17 protein-coding genes are annotated in these 16,799 nt (G+C 70.5%); 10 read left to right on the top strand and 7 right to left on the bottom strand.

Translation table 11 applies throughout. The features are described 5' to 3' along the window. Positions 1-1,785 (top strand): 2-succinyl-5-enolpyruvyl-6-hydroxy-3-cyclohexene-1-carboxylic-acid synthase, encoded by a 1,785-nt coding sequence (gene menD / locus MUG96_RS07455; protein ID WP_246987953.1) that lies wholly within the window; start codon positions 1-3, stop codon positions 1,783-1,785. Between the two features lie 2 nt (positions 1,786-1,787). Here the strand turns inward: menD and MUG96_RS07450 are convergent, their stop codons facing one another. Further along, positions 1,788-2,723 carry a DnaJ domain-containing protein gene (locus MUG96_RS07450; RefSeq protein WP_246987951.1) on the bottom strand — a complete coding sequence of 312 codons (936 nt, stop codon included), beginning with the start codon at positions 2,721-2,723 and terminating at the stop codon, positions 1,788-1,790. A 136-nt stretch (positions 2,724-2,859) separates the two neighbouring features. On the opposite strand from MUG96_RS07450, the gene MUG96_RS07445 reads away from it, so the two are divergent. The 7 genes from MUG96_RS07445 (at position 2,860) to MUG96_RS07415 (ending at position 9,422) form a co-directional block, all read left to right on the top strand. Then, positions 2,860-3,735: a 1,4-dihydroxy-2-naphthoyl-CoA synthase gene (locus MUG96_RS07445; protein ID WP_246987949.1), complete on the top strand. Its 876-nt coding sequence runs from the start codon at positions 2,860-2,862 to the stop codon at positions 3,733-3,735. Positions 3,736-4,016: 281 nt separating this feature from the next. After that, complete coding sequence (locus MUG96_RS07440; protein WP_246987947.1) at positions 4,017-4,964, top strand: 1,4-dihydroxy-2-naphthoate polyprenyltransferase; 948 nt, start codon at positions 4,017-4,019, stop codon at positions 4,962-4,964. Beyond that, the gene (menC, locus tag MUG96_RS07435; RefSeq protein WP_246988648.1) at positions 4,964-5,986 is read left to right on the top strand and encodes an o-succinylbenzoate synthase; all 1,023 of its coding nucleotides are present in this window, start codon (positions 4,964-4,966) and stop codon (positions 5,984-5,986) included. Before MUG96_RS07440 ends, menC begins: the two co-directional genes overlap by 1 nt. Continuing rightward, on the top strand, positions 5,986-7,503 hold the full coding sequence (gene menE, locus MUG96_RS07430) for an o-succinylbenzoate--CoA ligase (RefSeq protein ID WP_246987945.1): 1,518 nt from the start codon (positions 5,986-5,988) through the stop codon (positions 7,501-7,503). Before menC ends, menE begins: the two co-directional genes overlap by 1 nt. Positions 7,504-7,602: 99 nt before the next feature. Then, complete coding sequence (locus tag MUG96_RS07425; protein WP_246987943.1) at positions 7,603-8,343, top strand: NRDE family protein; 741 nt, start codon at positions 7,603-7,605, stop codon at positions 8,341-8,343. Between the two features lie 28 nt (positions 8,344-8,371). Continuing rightward, entirely contained in the window at positions 8,372-8,716 is a 345-nt protein-coding gene (locus MUG96_RS07420) for a helix-turn-helix transcriptional regulator (RefSeq protein WP_246987941.1), read from the top strand. A gap of 40 nt (positions 8,717-8,756) precedes the next feature. After that, a complete protein-coding gene (locus MUG96_RS07415) occupies positions 8,757-9,422 on the top strand; it encodes a DUF8127 domain-containing protein (RefSeq protein ID WP_246987939.1) in 666 nt (221 codons plus the stop codon). Here the strand turns inward: MUG96_RS07415 and MUG96_RS07410 are convergent. Then, positions 9,419-10,945 (bottom strand): FAD-binding domain-containing protein, encoded by a 1,527-nt coding sequence (locus MUG96_RS07410; protein ID WP_246987937.1) that lies wholly within the window; start codon positions 10,943-10,945, stop codon positions 9,419-9,421. The genes MUG96_RS07415 and MUG96_RS07410 overlap by 4 nt on opposite strands. Before the next feature lie 104 nt (positions 10,946-11,049). On the opposite strand from MUG96_RS07410, the gene MUG96_RS07405 reads away from it, so the two are divergent. After that, on the top strand, positions 11,050-11,355 hold the full coding sequence (locus MUG96_RS07405; protein ID WP_246987935.1) for a HalOD1 output domain-containing protein: 306 nt from the start codon (positions 11,050-11,052) through the stop codon (positions 11,353-11,355). Positions 11,356-11,395: 40 nt separating this feature from the next. Here MUG96_RS07405 and gatA read toward each other — a convergent pair whose 3' ends face one another. Further along, positions 11,396-12,685 carry an Asp-tRNA(Asn)/Glu-tRNA(Gln) amidotransferase subunit GatA gene (gatA, locus tag MUG96_RS07400; RefSeq protein WP_246987933.1) on the bottom strand — a complete coding sequence of 430 codons (1,290 nt, stop codon included), beginning with the start codon at positions 12,683-12,685 and terminating at the stop codon, positions 11,396-11,398. 3 nt (positions 12,686-12,688) lie between these two features. Beyond that, positions 12,689-12,964, bottom strand: coding sequence for an Asp-tRNA(Asn)/Glu-tRNA(Gln) amidotransferase subunit GatC (gene gatC / locus MUG96_RS07395; protein ID WP_246987931.1), 276 nt, complete (start codon positions 12,962-12,964; stop codon positions 12,689-12,691). A 239-nt stretch (positions 12,965-13,203) separates the two neighbouring features. Here gatC and MUG96_RS07390 point away from each other — a divergent pair, with 239 nt between their 5' ends. Continuing rightward, a complete protein-coding gene (locus MUG96_RS07390) occupies positions 13,204-14,184 on the top strand; it encodes a transcription initiation factor IIB (protein ID WP_246987929.1) in 981 nt (326 codons plus the stop codon). Positions 14,185-14,229: 45 nt separating this feature from the next. On the opposite strand, the gene MUG96_RS07385 is transcribed toward MUG96_RS07390, so the two are convergent. From MUG96_RS07385 to MUG96_RS07375, 3 genes are read right to left on the bottom strand one after another with little or no spacing between them, the layout of a single operon-like run. Beyond that, positions 14,230-14,808, bottom strand: coding sequence for a plastocyanin/azurin family copper-binding protein (locus MUG96_RS07385; protein WP_246987928.1), 579 nt, complete (start codon positions 14,806-14,808; stop codon positions 14,230-14,232). A 51-nt stretch (positions 14,809-14,859) separates the two neighbouring features. Continuing rightward, a complete protein-coding gene (locus MUG96_RS07380) occupies positions 14,860-15,945 on the bottom strand; it encodes an asparagine synthase C-terminal domain-containing protein (RefSeq protein WP_246987925.1) in 1,086 nt (361 codons plus the stop codon). Continuing rightward, positions 15,945-16,628, bottom strand: coding sequence for a PHP domain-containing protein (locus tag MUG96_RS07375; RefSeq protein WP_246988646.1), 684 nt, complete (start codon positions 16,626-16,628; stop codon positions 15,945-15,947). Before MUG96_RS07375 ends, MUG96_RS07380 begins: the two co-directional genes overlap by 1 nt. Positions 16,629-16,799 lie beyond the last annotated feature (171 nt).

The following is a 16,799-nucleotide window of genomic DNA, read 5'->3' as shown; positions in this document are numbered from 1 at the left end:
ATGGTCGCGCCCAACCGGAGCACGCTGTGGGGCCGTGTCGTCGCGGACGAACTCGCCGCGAGCGGCGTCACCGCGGCCTGTGTCTCGCCGGGCAGTCGGTCGACGCCGCTGACGGTCGCCGTCGACGCCCACCCCGACATCGAGACGTACTCCATCCTCGACGAGCGCTCGTCGGCCTTCTTCGCGCTCGGCCGCGGGCGACGTACGGGGGAACCGACGGCCATCGTCTGTACCTCCGGGACCGCCGCCGCGAACTTCCACCCAGCGGTGATCGAGGCCGACAGGTCGCGGGTCCCGCTGGTGGTCCTCACCGCCGACCGCCCGCCCGAGTTGCAGGACAGCGGCGCGAACCAGACCGTCGACCAGGAGAAACTGTACGGGGATTCGGTCCGGGCCTACCGGACGCTCCCCGAGCCGGCGCCCGAGGCGCGCCGACTGCGGTCGCTCCGGACGACCGTCGCTCGCGCCGTCGGGACCGCACGAGGGACGCCCGCCGGCCCCGTCCACCTCAACGCGCCCTTCGCGAAGCCGCTCGAACCGGTCGACGTGCCGGGCGACGTACCCGACGCGCTGGCCGATTCGGAGCCGCTCGCCATCGAGGGGCGGGACGGCCCCTTCGTGGAGACGACCCGGGGACGAGTCGAACCCGGGGCCGGAACCGTCGAGTCGCTCGCGGACGCCGTCGACGCGGCGGACCGCGGCCTGCTCGTCGCCGGGCCCGCCGACCCCGAGCGCGAGTCCGGGACGGCGGACGCACTCGCCGACCTCGCGGCCGCGACGGGGTTCCCGGTGCTGGCGGACCCGCTCTCCGATCTGCGGTTCGGTCCCCACGTCGACCGCGCGGACGTGACCGTCTGTGGCGGCTACGACTCGTATCTCGACGCCGCCGACGACTGGCCCGCCCCCGAGGTCGTCCTCCGGGTCGGGGCCTCGCCGACCTCGAAGGTCCTGCGCCACTACCTCCGGGACCACGCCGCCCGGCAGGTCGTCGTCGACCCGGCCGGCGGCTGGCGTGAGGCGGAGTTCACCGCGACCGACCTCGTCGTCGCCGACCCCACGCGGCTGGCGAAGCGCCTGACCGAGGCGGTCGAGAACGGCAGCACGACGGCCTACCGCGACCGCTTCGCGGCGGCCGAACGCGACTACTGGGACCTCGTGGCCGACGCTCGGGACGGGGACCCGTTCGAGGGCGCGGTGCTGACGGCCGTCACCGAGCGGGCGCCCGACCCGGCGACGGTGTTCGTCTCGAACAGCATGCCGGTCCGGGACCTCGACCGGTTCGGCCGGCCGCGCGCGGCGGACCTGACGGTGCTCGGCAACCGCGGCGCGAGCGGCATCGACGGCATCACCAGCACGGCGCTCGGTGCGGGGAGCGCGACGGCGGACCCGCTAGTGCTCGTGACCGGCGACCTCGCGTACTTCCACGACACGACGGGGCTGCTCTCGATCACGCGCTGTGGCGTCGACGCGACCGTCGTCCTCGTCAACAACGACGGCGGCGGTATCTTCCACCTCCTCCCCATCGAGGAGTTCGACCCGCCGTTCACCGAGCAGTTCGAGACGCCCCACGGCCTCGATTTCGCGCCGACGGGCGACCTCTTCGGCTTCGAGTACACCCGGGTGGAGCCCGATTCGTTCCCCGAGGCGTTCGCGCGCTCGGTCGGCCGGGACGGGACGCAGGTCATCGAGGTTCCGTTCGACGGCGAGGCCAGCCACCGCCGGCGGGAGGCGATTCACGAGCGCGTCCGATCCGCGGTCGGAACGGATAGCGGCGGCGAAAACTGAAATCAGGCCCGCAGCGCACTCCGGGCGAGCAGGGCCAGTCCGAGCGGGAACCAGGACGCGACGAGCGCGATCATTCCGACGAGCGAGAACAGCGACAGCTCCTGAACGGAGAGCAACAGGAGCGGTGCGAGCAGGCTCCAGGTGCCGAAGACGACGATGGCGACCTCGGGCATCGAGACGAGATAGGCGATGACGAACAGCGTACAGAGGCCGAGGACGACGTTGACCGACAGCGGGAAGCGGGGAAAGACCGCCGAGAACACGAACACGGGATAGAGGGCGAAGGTCGTGACCATCGTGATTGCGGTGCGGGGCGTCAGCGGAACACGGAGCCCGTCGAAGGAGGTGTGGGAGGTCGTCGTTCGAGTCGCGTACGCGGTCCCGGAGCGTTCGGCCTGGCGGCGCTGTCGCTGGGTCGCTCCCTGCTTGGCCCAGGATTCGGCCTCCGATTCCGAGACGTGGGCGTCCGTCCGCCTCGCGCTCCCGGCCGGCCCGGACGCACCGGTGGCGTGACCGGCAGTACCGCCGTCGGCGACACCTCCAGCATCGGCAGTCCCTGTCGCATCAGCCGCGGCGCTGTCGGCATCAGCCGCGGCGCTGTCGGCATCAGCCGCGGCGCTGTCGGCGTCAGCCGCGTCGCCGTCGGCGGCGTCGGACGCGGCCGCGTCGGCGTTGCCGGCGGTGTCGTCGGCATCGACCTCTGGGTTCACGATGCCGTCGACGTACGACTCGTGGCCGAGGCGGTCGTAGCGTTCCCGTTCGTCCTCGTCGGTGAGGATTTCCTTCGCACGCTGGACGCGCTGGAAGCGCTCGCGGGCGTCGGGTTCGTCGCTCACGTCGGGATGTGTCTCCTTGACCTTCGCCCGGTAGGCGGCACGGATTTCCTCGGGCGAGGCGTCGGGGGACACGTCCAGCGTCTCGTAGTAGCTCTCCGCCATTCCTGTCTCCGGGCCGCTCGATAGCGGACCCAGGCACCGAGACGTGAATAAAGCCACGCCCGTCGTTCTCGTCGCTGATACTGTCCGCGGCGGGTGAATCGGACATCTATTTGAGGCGGCCGGCCCCAGCGCCCGTATGGTTTCGGAGATTTTCGACCCGGACCGCTGGGAGCCCATCGAGGAGTTCGACTTCGAGGACCTCACCTACCACCGGGCGGTGGACACCGGGGCCGTCCGCATCGCCTTCGACCGCCCCGAGGTCCGCAACGCCTTCCGGCCGCCGACCGTCGACGAACTCTACGTCGCCCTCGACCACGCCAAGCGACAGACCGACGTGGGCTGTGTCCTGCTCACCGGCAACGGCCCCTCGCCGGACGACGGCGGCTGGGCCTTCTGCTCCGGCGGCGACCAGCGCGTGCGGGGTCCCGACGGCTACGAGTACGACGGCGAGGAGAAGACGGGGCGGCTCCACATTCTGGAGGTCCAGCGGCTCATCCGGACGATTCCGAAGGTCGTCGTCGCCGTCGTCCCCGGGTGGGCCGTCGGCGGGGGTCACTCCCTGCACGTCGTCACCGACATGACCATCGCCAGCGAGGAGCACGCGAAGTTCCTCCAGACCGACCCCGACGTGGCCTCCTTCGACGCCGGCTACGGCTCCGCCTACCTCGCCCGACAGATCGGCCAGAAGAAGGCCCGCGAGCTGTTCTTCCTCGGGAAGACCTACGACGCCGAGGAAGCCGCGGACATGGGCATGGTCAACGAGGTCGTCCCCCACGAGGACCTCGAAGACGAGGCGCTCGCCTGGGCCGAGACCATCATGAACAAGTCCCCCACCGCGATTCGGATGCTGAAGTACGCCTTCAACATGGTCGACGAGGGGCTGATGGGCCAGCAGGTCTTCGCCGGCGAGGCCACACGGCTCGGATACGCGACCGCCGAAGCACAGGAGGGCCGCGACGCGTTCAACGAGGACCGCGACCCCGACTTCGGGCAGTTCCCCTGGCACTACTAAGCCAAATTTTCCGCCTCCCATGTTCGCGGCCGGCACCGGGTGCCGGCCGCTCACAGGGTCGGGCAAAATTTGGCGTCAAAATCAGCCCTCGCTCCCGTGGTCGCGCGCCACTGGCGCGCTCCCGTGGTCACTCGGGCTGGCCGCTCGCGCGGCACGGCCACGCTCGCGGTCGCCCTGGTGGTGCCCCCGCGACCGCACCGCCACGCCGTCACGTGTTCCGTGGGAGCGTGTAGCGTCCGGTGGCAAAGGGTTCAGGAGTCTGGACGACCAACACAGTAGTAATGGCAACGGCAGATGCCGAGGTCTCGCGCACGAAGGCCTGGCTCATGGCCGCCCGTCCGCAGACGCTTCCGGCGGGCGCCTCGCCCGTGATCGTCGGGACCGCCGTCGCGGTCCAGGCGGGCGTGTTCGCGCCCCTGCCAGCGGTCGCCGCACTGCTCGGCGCGCTCCTCCTGCAGGTCGGCACCAACTTCGCCAACGACTACTACGACGCGGTGAAGGGTACCGACACCGCCGAGCGCGAGGGGTTCACCCGCGTCACCGCCGGCGGCCTCATCGAACCAGCGAGCGTGAAGCGGGCGATGGCCGCCACCTACGCCCTCGCGATGGTCGTTGGCCTCTATCTCGTGTGGGTCGGTGGCCTGCCGATCCTCGTCGTCGGCCTCTCCTCCATCGCGGCCGGCGTCGCCTACACCGGCGGCCCCTACCCCTACGGCTATCGCGGCCTGGGCGACCTGTTCGTGTTCGTCTACTTCGGCCTCGTCGCCGTCGTGGGCACCTACTACGTGCAGGCGGCGGCGACCCTGCCGGGCGTGGAGCCGCTGACGGTCGGGATTCCCGCGGGGACGGTCACCGCCGCGGCGCTGGTCGCCAGCCTGCCCGCCGCGGGGCTGTCGACGGCCATCCTCGTCGTCAACAACATCCGCGACCGTGAGAGCGACGCCGAGGCGGGCAAGAAGACCCTCGCGGTCCTGCTCGGCTACACGGCGAGTCGGGTCGAGTTCGGACTGCTCGTCGGGATGGCCTACGTCGTGCCCGTCGTCTTCGCGCTGGACCCGGGCTTCGGCCTGCCCGCGCTCCTCCCGCTCGTGACGCTCCCGCTTGCCGTCACAGTCGGGAAGACGGTCCTGACCCGGACCGACGGCGCGGCGCTCAACCCCGCCCTGGAGCGGACGGGCCAGCTCCTGGCGCTCCACTCGGTGCTGTTCGCCGCCGGGTTGATACTATGATCGAGATCGAGCCGTTCAGCCTGCCGCTCTCGCGGCCGCTCTCGACGGCGAGCGGGACCATCGAGGAACGCGAGGGCTTTCTCGTCCGCCTGGAGTACGGCGGCGTGACCGGCGTCGGCGAGGCCACACCCCTCCCGGGCTGGACCGAGTCTTACGGTGCGTGTCACGAGGCGCTGGCCCGCGCCCCCGACCTCGCCCGCGAGGAGGACTGGGGCGTGGTGCTGAGCGAGACGAGCGAGCCGGCCGCGCGCCACGCGCTGGCGCTCGCGCTGGCCGACGCACGGGCGAAGGTCGACAACCAGCCGCTCTACCGGTATCTCGGCAACGAGCGGCTCGTCAGGCGCGTCCCGGTCAACGCGACCATCGGGGACATGGACCGCGAGGATACCGTCGAGATGGCGCGTGCGGCCGTCGAGGAGGGCTTCGACTGTATCAAGGTGAAGGTCGGCGCTCGGAGCGTCGACGCGGACGTGGCGCGGCTACGGGCAGTCCGGGAGGCCGTCGGCGACGGCGTTGCGCTCCGAGCGGACGCCAACGGTGCCTGGGACCGCGAGCAGGCCGAGCGGGCGCTGCACGAACTCGCGGACCTCGATCTGGCCTACGTCGAGCAGCCGCTCCCGGCCGACGACGTGGCGGGCCACTCCGGGCTGCGCGAGAACGGCGTGCCCATCGCGCTCGACGAGTCGCTCGCCAGCCGGCAGGTCGCGGACGTACTGGCCGCCGAGGCCGCCGACTACCTCGTCCTCAAGCCGATGGCGCTCGGCGGTCCGGACCGCGCCCGACAGGCCGCCCGGAGCGCCCGGCAGGCCGGCGTCACGCCGGTCGTCTCCACCACGGTCGACGCCGTGGTCGCGCGGACCGCCGCCGTCCACGTCGCGGCCGCGATCCAGGAGGTGCCGGCCTGCGGGCTGGCGACCGCCGAGTGGCTCGCGGAGGACCTCGGTCCCGACCCCGCGCCGGTCGCCGACGGCGAGTGCGAAGTCCCCCAAGCAAAAGGGCTCGGGGTACGAGAGGTCGGGTGATGCGAGAGCCGGTCGACTGGCCGACCAAAGACCTGCTGGCCCACAGAGCACTGGCGACGCCCGACCGCACTGCCCTCCGAGTCGCCGAGACGGGCGAGGCGTGGACGTTTCGCGAGTTCGAGAGCGACGCCGAGGCGTACGTCCCCGCGTTCGAACGCGCGACCCCTGCCGCCGACGCCCGCGTCGCGCTCCTGCTCGACGACCCGCTCGCCACCGCTCGACTCCTGTTCGCCGCGATGCGACGCGCGATCACCGTCGTCCCGCTGAACACGCGGCTGACCGCAGATGAACTCGCGGTCCGACTCGACGCCGCCGATCCCGACCTGCTCGTTTGCGAGCGCGACACCGAGGAAACGGCCGTCGAAGCGGCCGGGTCGGCCCTGGCGGTCGCGTCGGTCGACCGCCCAGTCGACGGGACTGTCGACCGCGTCGACGGCGACGAGACTGCCGCCGCGGTCCCGACGACGATCCGGCGCGATACGGAGGCGCTCGTCCTCTTTACCTCCGGTACGACCGGCGAACCCAAGGGCGTCCGGCTGACCGTCGGAAACCTCGTCGCGAGCGCCACCGCCTCCGCGTTCCGACTCGGCGTTACGCCCGAGGACCGCTGGCTCTGCTGCCTGCCGACCTATCACATGGGCGGGCTCGCACCCATCGTCCGCTCGGTGCTGTACGGCACGACCGCGGTTCTCCAGCGGGGGTTCGACACCGAAGCGACCGCCACCGCCATCGCCGAAGCGGAGGTGACGGGCGTCTCGCTCGTGCCGACGATGCTGCAGCGCCTGCTCGACGACGGCTGGTCGCCGCCCGACCGCCTCCGGTTCGTCCTGCTCGGCGGCGCGCCCGCCACGCCGGACCTGCTCGCCGAGTGCGAGCGACGAGGTGTCCCGGTCCACCCGACCTACGGCATGACCGAGACGGCCTCACAGATCGCCACAGCCCGACCCGCCGACGCCTTCGAGCACGAGGGGACCGTCGGCCAGCCGCTCCTCTGTACGGAGGTGACGGTCGTCGACCCGGAGACAAGGGAACCACGGCACGCGGGCGAGCCGGGCGAACTGGTCGTGAGCGGGCCGACCGTGACGCCCGGCTACCTCGACGACCAGCGAACGGCGGCGGCGTTCACGGAACGCGGTCTCCACACCGGCGACGTGGGCTACCGCGACGCCGACGGCCGCCTCTGGGTGCGAAACCGGCTGGACGACCGCATCGTCTCCGGCGGTGAGAACGTCGACCCCGGCGAGGTGCGCGCGGCGCTGCGTGCCCACGACCGGGTCGAGGACGCCGCCGTCGTCGGCCTCGCGGACGATGAGTGGGGCGAGCGTGTCGCCGCGCTCGTCGTCCCCGTCGACGACTCGCTCACCGAACACATGATCGAGACCCACTGCCGGGAGCGGCTGGCGGGGTTCAAGCTCCCGCGGACGGTCGCGTTCGCCGAGGACCTCCCCCGGACCCCGTCGGGGACCGTCGACCGGGACGCCGTCCGCGAGCGACTGGCCGCCGAGCGCGACGGCTGAGTAGTGGCGGCGCGTCCGGCAGGACCTGGCGGCCCCGCTCCGGCGGCCGAGACATCCACGAGCGCGGGACTTAACAGCCGCCGAGTCCTACGAGCGGGCGTGTGTACACTCGTTCTCGCCTGGCAGGTGTTCGCCGATACGCCGGTCGCGGTGGCGGCCAACCGCGACGAGGCCGACGACCGACCGTCGCACCCGCCCGAGCGGATCGACGGTGACCCCGCCGTCGTCGCGCCGCGCGACGAGGAGGCCGGCGGCACCTGGATCGGCTACAACGAACACGGCGTCCTCGTCGCCGTCACGAACCGGTGGATCGAGGCCGACCTCGCTGGCGAGCGTTCCCGCGGCCTGCTCGTCCGGGACGCGCTCGGCCACGAGTCCGCCGAGGACGCCGCCCGCTTCGTCGAGCGCGCGGTCGGGGACGACGAGTACCAGGGGTTCAACCTCGTCATCGCGGACGCGAGCGCCGCGGTCCTGCTGGAGTGGGACGGCCGGCTGAACGTCCGCAATCTCTCACCGGGCGTCCACGTCGTCGTCAACGTCGGCGCCGACGGCGACTACGTGATTCCGTCCCACCGACCCGAGGTGGGCGAACAGCAGGCCGGGAACGCCAACGCGGTGCGAACGGCACTCAAGCCCGAACCTGGCGAGCGGGCGGGCGTGTGGCTCGACCGGGCGAAAGACATCATCAGCGACCACGAGTACGGCGTCTGCATCCACCGCGACGGCTTCGGCACGCGGTCGTCGTCGCTGCTCTCCATCGGCGACGAGGGTGCGAACTATCGCTTCGCGGACGGGCCGCCCTGCGAGACCGCGTACCGTCGCGTCGAAAGTCAGGTTTAAGCGGCCCACCCTCCGTAGGTAGGGACACATGGCAACGTCGGAAACGGAACTCACGGAGGGGGAGCTCGCGGGCCTGGAGCTCGTCAGGGAGAGCGGCGGCATCCACCAGAGCGATTTCTGGAAGGAACTCGACGTCACCTCCCGGAAGGGGAGTCGCATCGTCGAATCCCTCGCCGAGAAGGGCCTCGTCCAGCGCGAGGAAACCGTCTACGAGGGCCACAACACCTACTTCATCACGCCCGCACCTCGTGACCTGGACTTCTCGCTGCTGATGGCCGGCGATATGCTCTCACCGTTCATCGGCGACGAAGAGGTAGACCCTCACTCCGACGCCTTCTCGCAGTGGGTCATGAATCTCGCCTACGAGGAGTAGCCGGCAACGCTTTTGCACGCGACGGCCGAACGGCCGGCCGATGGTCGCCCGAGGCTGGTCCCCCTCCGACGCACAGCGGCGCGCCCTCTACGGCGTCGTCGGCCTTCTGCTTGTGTTCAACCCGGTGTACCTCGGACTGATGGGCATCGGCGGTCCGACCTATCAGTACGAGCGTGTCCCGGTCGAGACCCAGGAGCGGACGTTCGCGTACGACCCCGACGGCGCCACGAGTCTCGGGGAGATCCAGGGCGTCGACTGTACCGACTTCGTCGGCGGTCGCCGCTGTTACGTCGACAGGCTGCTGGCCGAGCGCGGAAACGTGACCGTCAGGGACGACCCCGGCGTCTCGGCCCGCCCGAAGGAACCGTACGTGGTCGTCGACCACCTGGTGTACCGGCGGACGGTCGAGCGCGTGAACGATTCCGCGGTCAGGTTCGGCGTCGTGCCGGTGACGGCCGAGAAAATGCTCCGGGACATCGCGGTGCCCGTCGAGCGCGCGCCGCCGCCGGTACGGCGGGCGGTCCGGACTGGGGAGACTCGTACCCGTACGGAGTACGAGGACCGGTTCGTCAGGACCGACGACGGCTACTACCTGTTCACGCTGGATGGGCGCTCCGCCGGGTGGCTCGGTCGGTGGGTGCTCTTCGGTGCCGGCGTCCTGGTCGGCCTCGGCGCGCTCCGCCGAGCCGACCGGCTGCGACCCTAGAACTCGTCCAGCCGCGTCTGTCCGCCGCCGGTTTCCCGGTCGCGTTCGTCGCTTCCACGGCCGCGACGCGAGAGCGACGCGCGCCGCCGGATGCGCGGGACTTCGTCGATAGCCTCCGTCGCCCGGTCGTGGAGTCGTGCCATCTCCTCGCGGGCGCGGTCGGCGCGGGCCTCGAAGTCGACGACCGGGTAGGGGTAGTCCTCGCCGACCTCGACGCCACACTCCGCCTGCACCGCGAGCGGGGCCTTCGCGGGCCGCGGCAGGTGTTCGTCGGGGAGCGGCGCGAGTTCGGGGACGTACTCGCGGACGAACGCGCCGTCGGGATCGTACTCCCGGACCTGCTTCGCGGGGTCGTAGACACGGATCGGATGGACGCCGACGAGACCGGCCTGTGACTGCCACTGCGTGTAGTTGATCGCCGGGTCGGCGTCGATCAGGTGGTGGTACATGAAGTCCGCGCCCCGCTTCCACCACTCCCGGAGGACGTAGGTGAAGAAGGAGGCGACCATCGCGCGCATCCGGAAGTTCAGGAAGCCGGTCTCGACGAGCGCCCGCATCGCGGCGTCGACCATCGGGAAGCCCGTTCGCCCCTCCCGCCAGGCCGCGACCAGCTCCGGGTCGTGTTCCTCGCGTCGGAAGCCCCGGAAGACGGGGTTGACGCTGCGTTCGGTCCAGCCCGGCCAGTCCGCGAGCTTCTGGGCGTAGTGGCGGTTCCAGAAGAGCCGCGACTCGACCATCGACTTCCCCCGGCAGTCCGGCCCGTCCTGGACCGCCCGGTAGACCTGCCGTACCGAGAGACAGCCGGCGGCGAGATACGGGGAGAGCCGCGAGGTGCCGTCCTCGGCGGCCGCCGGCGGCGAGACGACCGCGGGGTAGTCGGCGACGTTCTCCCGGAACCACGATAGGCGCTCGTTGGCCGCCACCGTCCCGCCCTCGGGGACGGCCCGTTTCGCCGGGTCCACGTCGTACCGGTCCGCGACGGCCTCGACGGTCACGTCGCTGTCGAGAGGATTCGACGGGAGGTCGTCGGGCCGCGGGTGCGGGTCGGCCTCGAAGTACGCCTCACACTGATCCTGCCAGTCGTCCCGGGTGTCGACGCGGACGGTCCCGTCCGGGGCGCGCTCGTCGGGACGGACGATGCCGTCGTCGGCGAAGAACCGGACGGCGTCCCACTCGCCGAGTCGCTGGTCGCGTTCGCGACCGCGCCGCGCGGTCACGTCGCGGTTGACGTGGATTCCGTCGACAGCCCCCTCGTCGAGCAGGGTTCGGAGTCGCTCGCGGGGGTCGCCGTGGAGGAGCGCGAGGTCGCCCCCGCGGTCCCGATACTGCCGCCGCAGGTCGCGAACGGACTCGTGGACGAACTGCCGGCGGGCGTCGCAGGCGAGCGAATCGGGGCCGTAGTAGCGCGGGTCGAAGACGAACGCGGGGACTGGATGGACCGCGTCGTCCGCGGCGGCGGCCGCGAGGGCGGCGTTGTCGGCCGTCCGGAGATCGGCGCGGTGCCAGACGAGGACGCGGCGCATACGCCCGTATGAGGGGCCCGGGATACATACCAGGCTCGGCTACCGCACCGTAGGATGGGCCAACTGGCAAGCAGCCCTTTCCGCACAGCTAATGAGGGAACAGTATGGCGAATGATACCGGCGGTAACTCCGAGGACGCCGTCGTTCAGCGCCGGGTCGATCCCGTCGAATCGGAGGTCAACTACCAGGTGTTAGAGACAGTGGCAGAGGCCGAGGGCGTCGAAATCACCGACCTGCCGTCGATTTACAGACGTATCGGCAACATCGTCGACGATCTGTTCAGCGAACCGCCCGTGTCGGAGGCACAGGTCGCAGTCACGTTTACCTTCCACGGGTACCGAATCACTGCGGAACAACGCGGGACGATCACGCTCCGGCGAATCGATCACGACATCCGGACGGTTGACTGACAGCCGATCCGAGATGAGCACCACAAACGGGAGACCTCCCTCAGGCCAGTGCGCTGCCCGCACGGATGATCGCGTGCTCGCCGAAGGCGGGGCCGACGAGCTGGAGGCCGACGGGGAGCCCGTCGTCGGTCTCACCGGCGGGCACGGAGATGGCGGGGAGATTCGCGAGGTTGACCGGCGTCGTGTTGGCGTCGGCCAGGTACATCGTGAGCGGATCGTCGAGGCTCTCGCCCATCTCCATCGGCGGGACGGGCATCGTCGGCGAGGCGAGCACGTCGGCGTCGGAAAGCGCCTCGTCGAAGTCCTGTTTGACCCACGCCCGGGCGTCCTGGGCCTTCTTGTAGTACTTGTCGTGATAGCCCGCGGAGAGCGCGTAGGTGCCCAGCAGGACGCGGCGCTTGACCTCCTCGCCGAAGCCCTCCTCGCGGACCGCCGCGAACTCCTCGTTCCAGTTGCCCTCGTAGTCCCCGTCCGGGCCGTAGCGGACGCCGTCGAAGCGGGCGAGGTTGGAGGAGGCCTCCGACATCGCGATGACGTAGTAGGCCTCGACGGCGTGTTCGACTGAGGGGAGGTCGACCTCGTGGTAGCTGGCACCCTTCGCTTCGAGGTCGTCGAGCGCCGCCCAGAACGTCTCGACGACGCCCTCGTCGGCACCCTCGACGAGTTCGGTAGGGACGCCGATCTCCATCCCCTCGACGTCGGCGTCGGCTGCGCTCGTGAAGTCGTAGAAGTCGTCGTCCCCGGTCGCCTCGCGGCCGTCACGGGTGGTCGCGTCGCGCTCGTCCGGACCGGCGATGACCTCCAACAGTTCGGCGGCGTCCGCCACGGAGGGAGCGATAGGACCGACCTGTTCCAGCGAGTTGGCGTAGGCGATGAGCCCGTACCGGGAGACGAGCCCGTAGGTGGGTTTGATGCCGACGACGCCACAGAACGCGGCGGGACACCGGACCGAGCCACCAGTGTCGGTGCCGAGCGCGTAGTCCACGTCACCGGCGGCGACGGCGGCGGCCGAGCCACCGGAGGACCCACCGGGGACGTGCCCCTCGGCGGCGGGGTTCTCCACGGGGCCGAACGCCGAGGTCTCGGTGGTGGTCCCCATCCCGAACTCGTCCATGTTGGTCTTGCCGGAGATGGCCGCGCCCGCGTCGGTCAGGCGCTCGACGACCGTCGCGTCGTACGGCGGGACGTAGTCGGAAAGCATGGCGGAGCCACAGGTCGTCCGGACGCCCTCGGTCGAGATGTTGTCCTTGACCGCCACGGCTGTCCCGGCCAGTGGCCCCTCGGTCCCCCCCTCGATTTCCGTTTCGGTGATGTATGCGTTGTATCCCATCGTTTACGAGACTTTCGGACCCTTGAAGAAGCCGTCCTCGCTGTCGGCGTTTTCCAGCGCCTCGGCCTGGCTCAGCGACTCGCGGACCTCGTCGGCTCGCATGACGTTGGTGAGGTCCGGTTCGCTCTCGACTTCCGGCACCTCGTCGAGCGTCTCGAAGTACGCGAGGATATCGGCGAACTGCTCGGCGAAGCGGTCGGCCTCCTCGTCGTCGAGGTCGACGCGGGCCAGCGAGGCCACGTGGCGGACTTCCTCGGGATCAGCGGCGGGCTCGCTCATGTCCGCGGCGAGGCCCGGCCCAGCGGTAAGGGTTTCGATTGCCACAGTCCGACGTCGTCGCGTGCCTCGCCGGATCAGCGGCGAGGTCCGCACGCGTGCGTGAGCGCGCGCGAGCAGCGCTGAAACGCCGATTTCCGCGTCTAGAGGAGTTCATACGTCCGAAAGTTTTAAGTCGGCGAGGCCACAACATAATATCGTATCAGACAGTTCTCCGGGCACGCTGCCCGCCGATTCAACCAATGACCGACACCACCATCAGAGAGTATTCGGGCGAACGCGCCCACGAGCGAGAGGAACCAAGCGAGGACGAAGCGGAAGAAGACGAGCAGCTCGTCTGTCCGGAATGCGGCGGTTCACTGGCGACGGATTCGGAACGGGGCGAGACGGTCTGTGAGGAGTGTGGCCTGGTCGTCTCCGAGGACGAGATCGACCCCGGGCCGGAGTGGCGCGCGTTCGACGCCAGCGAGAAAGACGAGAAGTCCCGCGTCGGCGCACCGACGACGAACATGATGCACGACAAGGGGCTGTCGACCAACATCGGCTGGCAGGACAAGGACGCTTACGGCAACTCCCTGTCCTCGCGCCAGCGCGAGAAGATGCAGCGCCTGCGGACCTGGAACGAGCGGTTCCGCACCCGCGACTCCAAGGAGCGCAACCTCAAGCAGGCGCTGGGCGAGATCGACCGCATGGCCTCCGCGCTCGGCCTCCCCGAGAACGTCCGCGAGACGGCCTCGGTCATCTACCGCCGGGCCCTCGACGAGGACCTCCTGCCCGGCCGCTCCATCGAGGGCGTCGCGACGGCGTCGCTGTACGCCGCCGCGCGACAGGCCGGCACGCCGCGTAGCCTCGACGAAATCGACGCCGTCTCCCGCGTCGACAAGGACGAGATCGCCCGGACCTACCGCTACGTCGTCCGCGAGCTGAACCTCGAAATCCAGCCTGCCGACCCCGAGAGCTACGTCCCACGGTTCGCGTCGGACCTCGAACTCTCCGACGAGGTCGAGCGTCGCGCCCGCGAACTCCTCTCGACGGCCAAGGAGAAGGGCGTCCACAGCGGCAAGTCGCCGGTCGGGCTCGCGGCCGCCGCCGTCTACGCCGCGTCCCTGCTCGCAAACGAGAAGGTCACCCAGTCCGAGGTCAGCGAGGTCGCCAACATCAGCGAGGTCACCATCCGCAACCGCTACCACGAACTGCTCGAAGCGGAAGGACAGGTCCTCTAGTCGGTTTCGGTTCTCCCGTCGTCTCCGTTCCGTCGCGAGTTCCCGTCAGCGCACGGTGAACGAGCCGACCATCCCGGCCCCGCTGTGTGGGCTGCAGTAGTACTCGTACTCGCCGGCGACATCGAACGTGTGGCTGTAGGTGTGCCCTTCGTCGTAGAGGGCTCCATCGTGGGCATCCCACGAGGCGCCGTCTGGTTGGCTGCTGACGCCGATATTGTGGCTGTTCGACTGCCACTCCCAGGTGACGGTCCCGCCGATTGCGAGCTCGAAGGTCTCCGGGCTGAACCGGAGTCGGTCGTCCGGGCCGACGGCGACCGTGACCGCCGACGGAGCAGGAGTCGGCGTCGCCGTGGGTGTCGACGTCGGTGTCGGCGTTCGGGTGGCGGTGGGCGTCGTCGTCGCCGTCGGCGTCGGCGATTCCGTGCGCGTCTCGGTCCGTGTCGGCGACGCGGTCGGTGTTGGTTCGGCTGTCGCTGACTCGGTCGGTGTCGGTTCGGTCGCCGACCGCGTTGCCGGGGCAGTCGTTTCCGTTCCAGTGGTCGCGTCGGAACCGTCCCCAGCACATCCGGCGAGCCCGAGGCACCCGAGCGGGGCGACACGGCGGAGGAATTGACGCCGATCCATAGCCGTTGCAGGGACTACTCGGGCTTCAATGTGGCTTCTGCATGGCCGAACTCACTCACAGCGCGACGCCACGTACTTCGAGACGTGGTCGTCCTGCCGGCGCTTGAACCCCGCCTGTCGGGCGAGCCTGTCGAGTTCCCGGGCGACGAGACTCCCGTACTGGACGGCCTTCTTCTCGCGGAAGACCACCCGGTCGGGGAGCCACGCGCGGGCGGCCAGCCTGAGCGCCCACTTGCGCTCGCCGCGGTCGGTGACGAGTAGCGCCCCCGGGAGCGCGAGGGCGGCCCGCACCACGTCGTCGTGCAGGAGTGGGGCGACGGGTTCGACGCCGGCGGCCCGGAGCGCGAGGACGTCCCGTTCGAGTTGGTCGGGAAGCGTCGCGACGGTCTCGCGGCGCGCCCCCCGAACCGTGTCGGCGTCGAGGCGGGGGTCGTCGGGCGCCTTCGCCACCTTGGCGTAGCCGCCGAACAGTTCGTCGGCCCCCTGCCCCACGGCGAGACGGTCGTAGCCGTCGGCGGCGACCCGCTCGGCGACGAGAGAGAGCGGGAGCGCGATGCTCACGTCCATCGCGTTGGTCCGGCCCGTGGCGCGGGCCACCGCTGGGACGGCGGCTTCGAGGGCGTCGTGGTCGAGTTCGACGACCGTGAGGTCGCGGTCGAGCCACTCGGCGGCCGACCGGGCAGCCTCGACGTCGTGACTGTCGGGAAAGCCCGCGGCGTACAGCGGCGCGTCGAGCCTGGCGGCCAGGAGCGCGGAGTCGACGCCGCCGGAGAAGGCGACGGCGAGCCCGTCAGTCTCGACACCGCCGACGCTCGTCTCGATTGCGTCACGTACTCCCTCGATGGCCGTTCGGCGGTCGGTGACTGGCGCCGGGTCGGGCAGGGACCAGACCCGCTCGTCGCCGTCAGCCGTCCGGACGTGTCCGGCCGGGAGCCGCGTCGGGTCGGTCAGTTCGGTCGGGTCGGCGGCCCAGCCGAGGGAGCCGTCGGCGGGAGCGGCGTCGGAGAAACAGGGGTAGCGGCCGAGTACGTCCCGGACGAGACGGTCGTCGAGCGGGCCGGCGAAGCCGCGCGTGCCGGGGAGCGGGTCGCGGTCGGCGAGCGCCCGGCGGACGGTCTCGGGGTCGGCCCCCTGCATCAGAACATCCCGCCGACGCGGGACTCGATGCGGCGTCTGACGCCGCCGGCGGCCTGTCGGAAACTGATCCGCCAGGGGGTCCGTTTGCCCTCGACAGTGGTGTGCCCCCCGCGGATGGCGTCGAGGATGGCCTGGACGGTCGGTTCGGCCGCGTCGATACGCGTGACGGCCTGGCCGACCATCTCGCTGATGTGGGCGTCGCTCCCGGCGGTCATGGGCAACCCGTTGCGCTGAGCGAACCGTTTGGCCTGGCGGTTCGAGCGCCCGGTCAACAGCCGAGAGTTGTACACCTCGATGGCGTCGGCCTCGGTCAGTTCCGCCTGCGAGATGTTCTCCAGAACGCCGCTTCGGGACTCCTGGAACGGGTGGGGGACGACAGCGATGCCGCCGAGGCCGCGGATGTGATCGAGGGTGTCGGAAAAGGAAAGACCGGCGGGGACCCGTTCGCGGACACCGAGGGCGAGGACGTGGCCGTCGGCGGTGGACACCTCCAGGCCGGGGATACCGATGAGGTCGTACTCCGCGGCCTTCTCGACGGCGGCGAGGCTGGCGTCGATTTCGTCGTGGTCGGTGACCGCCAGCGCGTCGAGCCCCACTGCCTGGGCCTGCCCGAGCAGGAGGTCTATCGGGTCCCGTCCGTCGTGGGAGAGTTCGGAGTGCGAGTGCAACTCGGCGGCAAGCACGTCCATCCATTCGTGTGGCCGTCTCAAAAGGGAATCGGTCCGGAACCGGAACCTGTCGGCCCGTACCGCCGGTTTCGTTCGTTCGTACTGATATGTGATCCACCGTGAACGCGGACCGCGCGGCTGTCGGCGGTGAGCGGGCGCGACCGGACCCCCGTCCGCGTGTCGGAG

The organism is Halorientalis marina (assembly GCF_023028345.1).
GTDB lineage: Archaea > Halobacteriota > Halobacteria > Halobacteriales > Haloarculaceae > Halorientalis > Halorientalis marina.
The sequence above is the reverse complement of the archived record's forward strand: the minus strand, read 5'-3'. Positions and strand labels throughout refer to the sequence as shown.

Bases quoted from the DNA above. Each gene is read 5' to 3' on its own strand.
- menD (WP_246987953.1), top strand. From the start codon at position 1: ATGGTCGCGCCCAACCGGAGCACGCTGTGGGGCCGTGTCGTCGCGGAC.
- MUG96_RS07445 (WP_246987949.1), top strand. From the start codon at position 2,860: ATGGTTTCGGAGATTTTCGACCCGGACCGCTGGGAGCCCATCGAGGAG.
- MUG96_RS07440 (WP_246987947.1), top strand. From the start codon at position 4,017: ATGGCAACGGCAGATGCCGAGGTCTCGCGCACGAAGGCCTGGCTCATG.
- MUG96_RS07380 (WP_246987925.1), bottom strand. From the start codon at position 15,945: ATGCAGGGGGCCGACCCCGAGACCGTCCGCCGGGCGCTCGCCGACCGC.
- MUG96_RS07390 (WP_246987929.1), top strand. From the start codon at position 13,204: ATGACCGACACCACCATCAGAGAGTATTCGGGCGAACGCGCCCACGAG.
- MUG96_RS07410 (WP_246987937.1), bottom strand. From the start codon at position 10,945: ATGCGCCGCGTCCTCGTCTGGCACCGCGCCGATCTCCGGACGGCCGAC.
- MUG96_RS07405 (WP_246987935.1), top strand. From the start codon at position 11,050: ATGGCGAATGATACCGGCGGTAACTCCGAGGACGCCGTCGTTCAGCGC.
- gatA (WP_246987933.1), bottom strand. From the start codon at position 12,685: ATGGGATACAACGCATACATCACCGAAACGGAAATCGAGGGGGGGACC.
- MUG96_RS07385 (WP_246987928.1), bottom strand. From the start codon at position 14,808: ATGGATCGGCGTCAATTCCTCCGCCGTGTCGCCCCGCTCGGGTGCCTC.
- MUG96_RS07450 (WP_246987951.1), bottom strand. From the start codon at position 2,723: ATGGCGGAGAGCTACTACGAGACGCTGGACGTGTCCCCCGACGCCTCG.
- MUG96_RS07420 (WP_246987941.1), top strand. From the start codon at position 8,372: ATGGCAACGTCGGAAACGGAACTCACGGAGGGGGAGCTCGCGGGCCTG.
- MUG96_RS07415 (WP_246987939.1), top strand. From the start codon at position 8,757: ATGGTCGCCCGAGGCTGGTCCCCCTCCGACGCACAGCGGCGCGCCCTC.
- gatC (WP_246987931.1), bottom strand. From the start codon at position 12,964: ATGAGCGAGCCCGCCGCTGATCCCGAGGAAGTCCGCCACGTGGCCTCG.
- menE (WP_246987945.1), top strand. From the start codon at position 5,986: ATGCGAGAGCCGGTCGACTGGCCGACCAAAGACCTGCTGGCCCACAGA.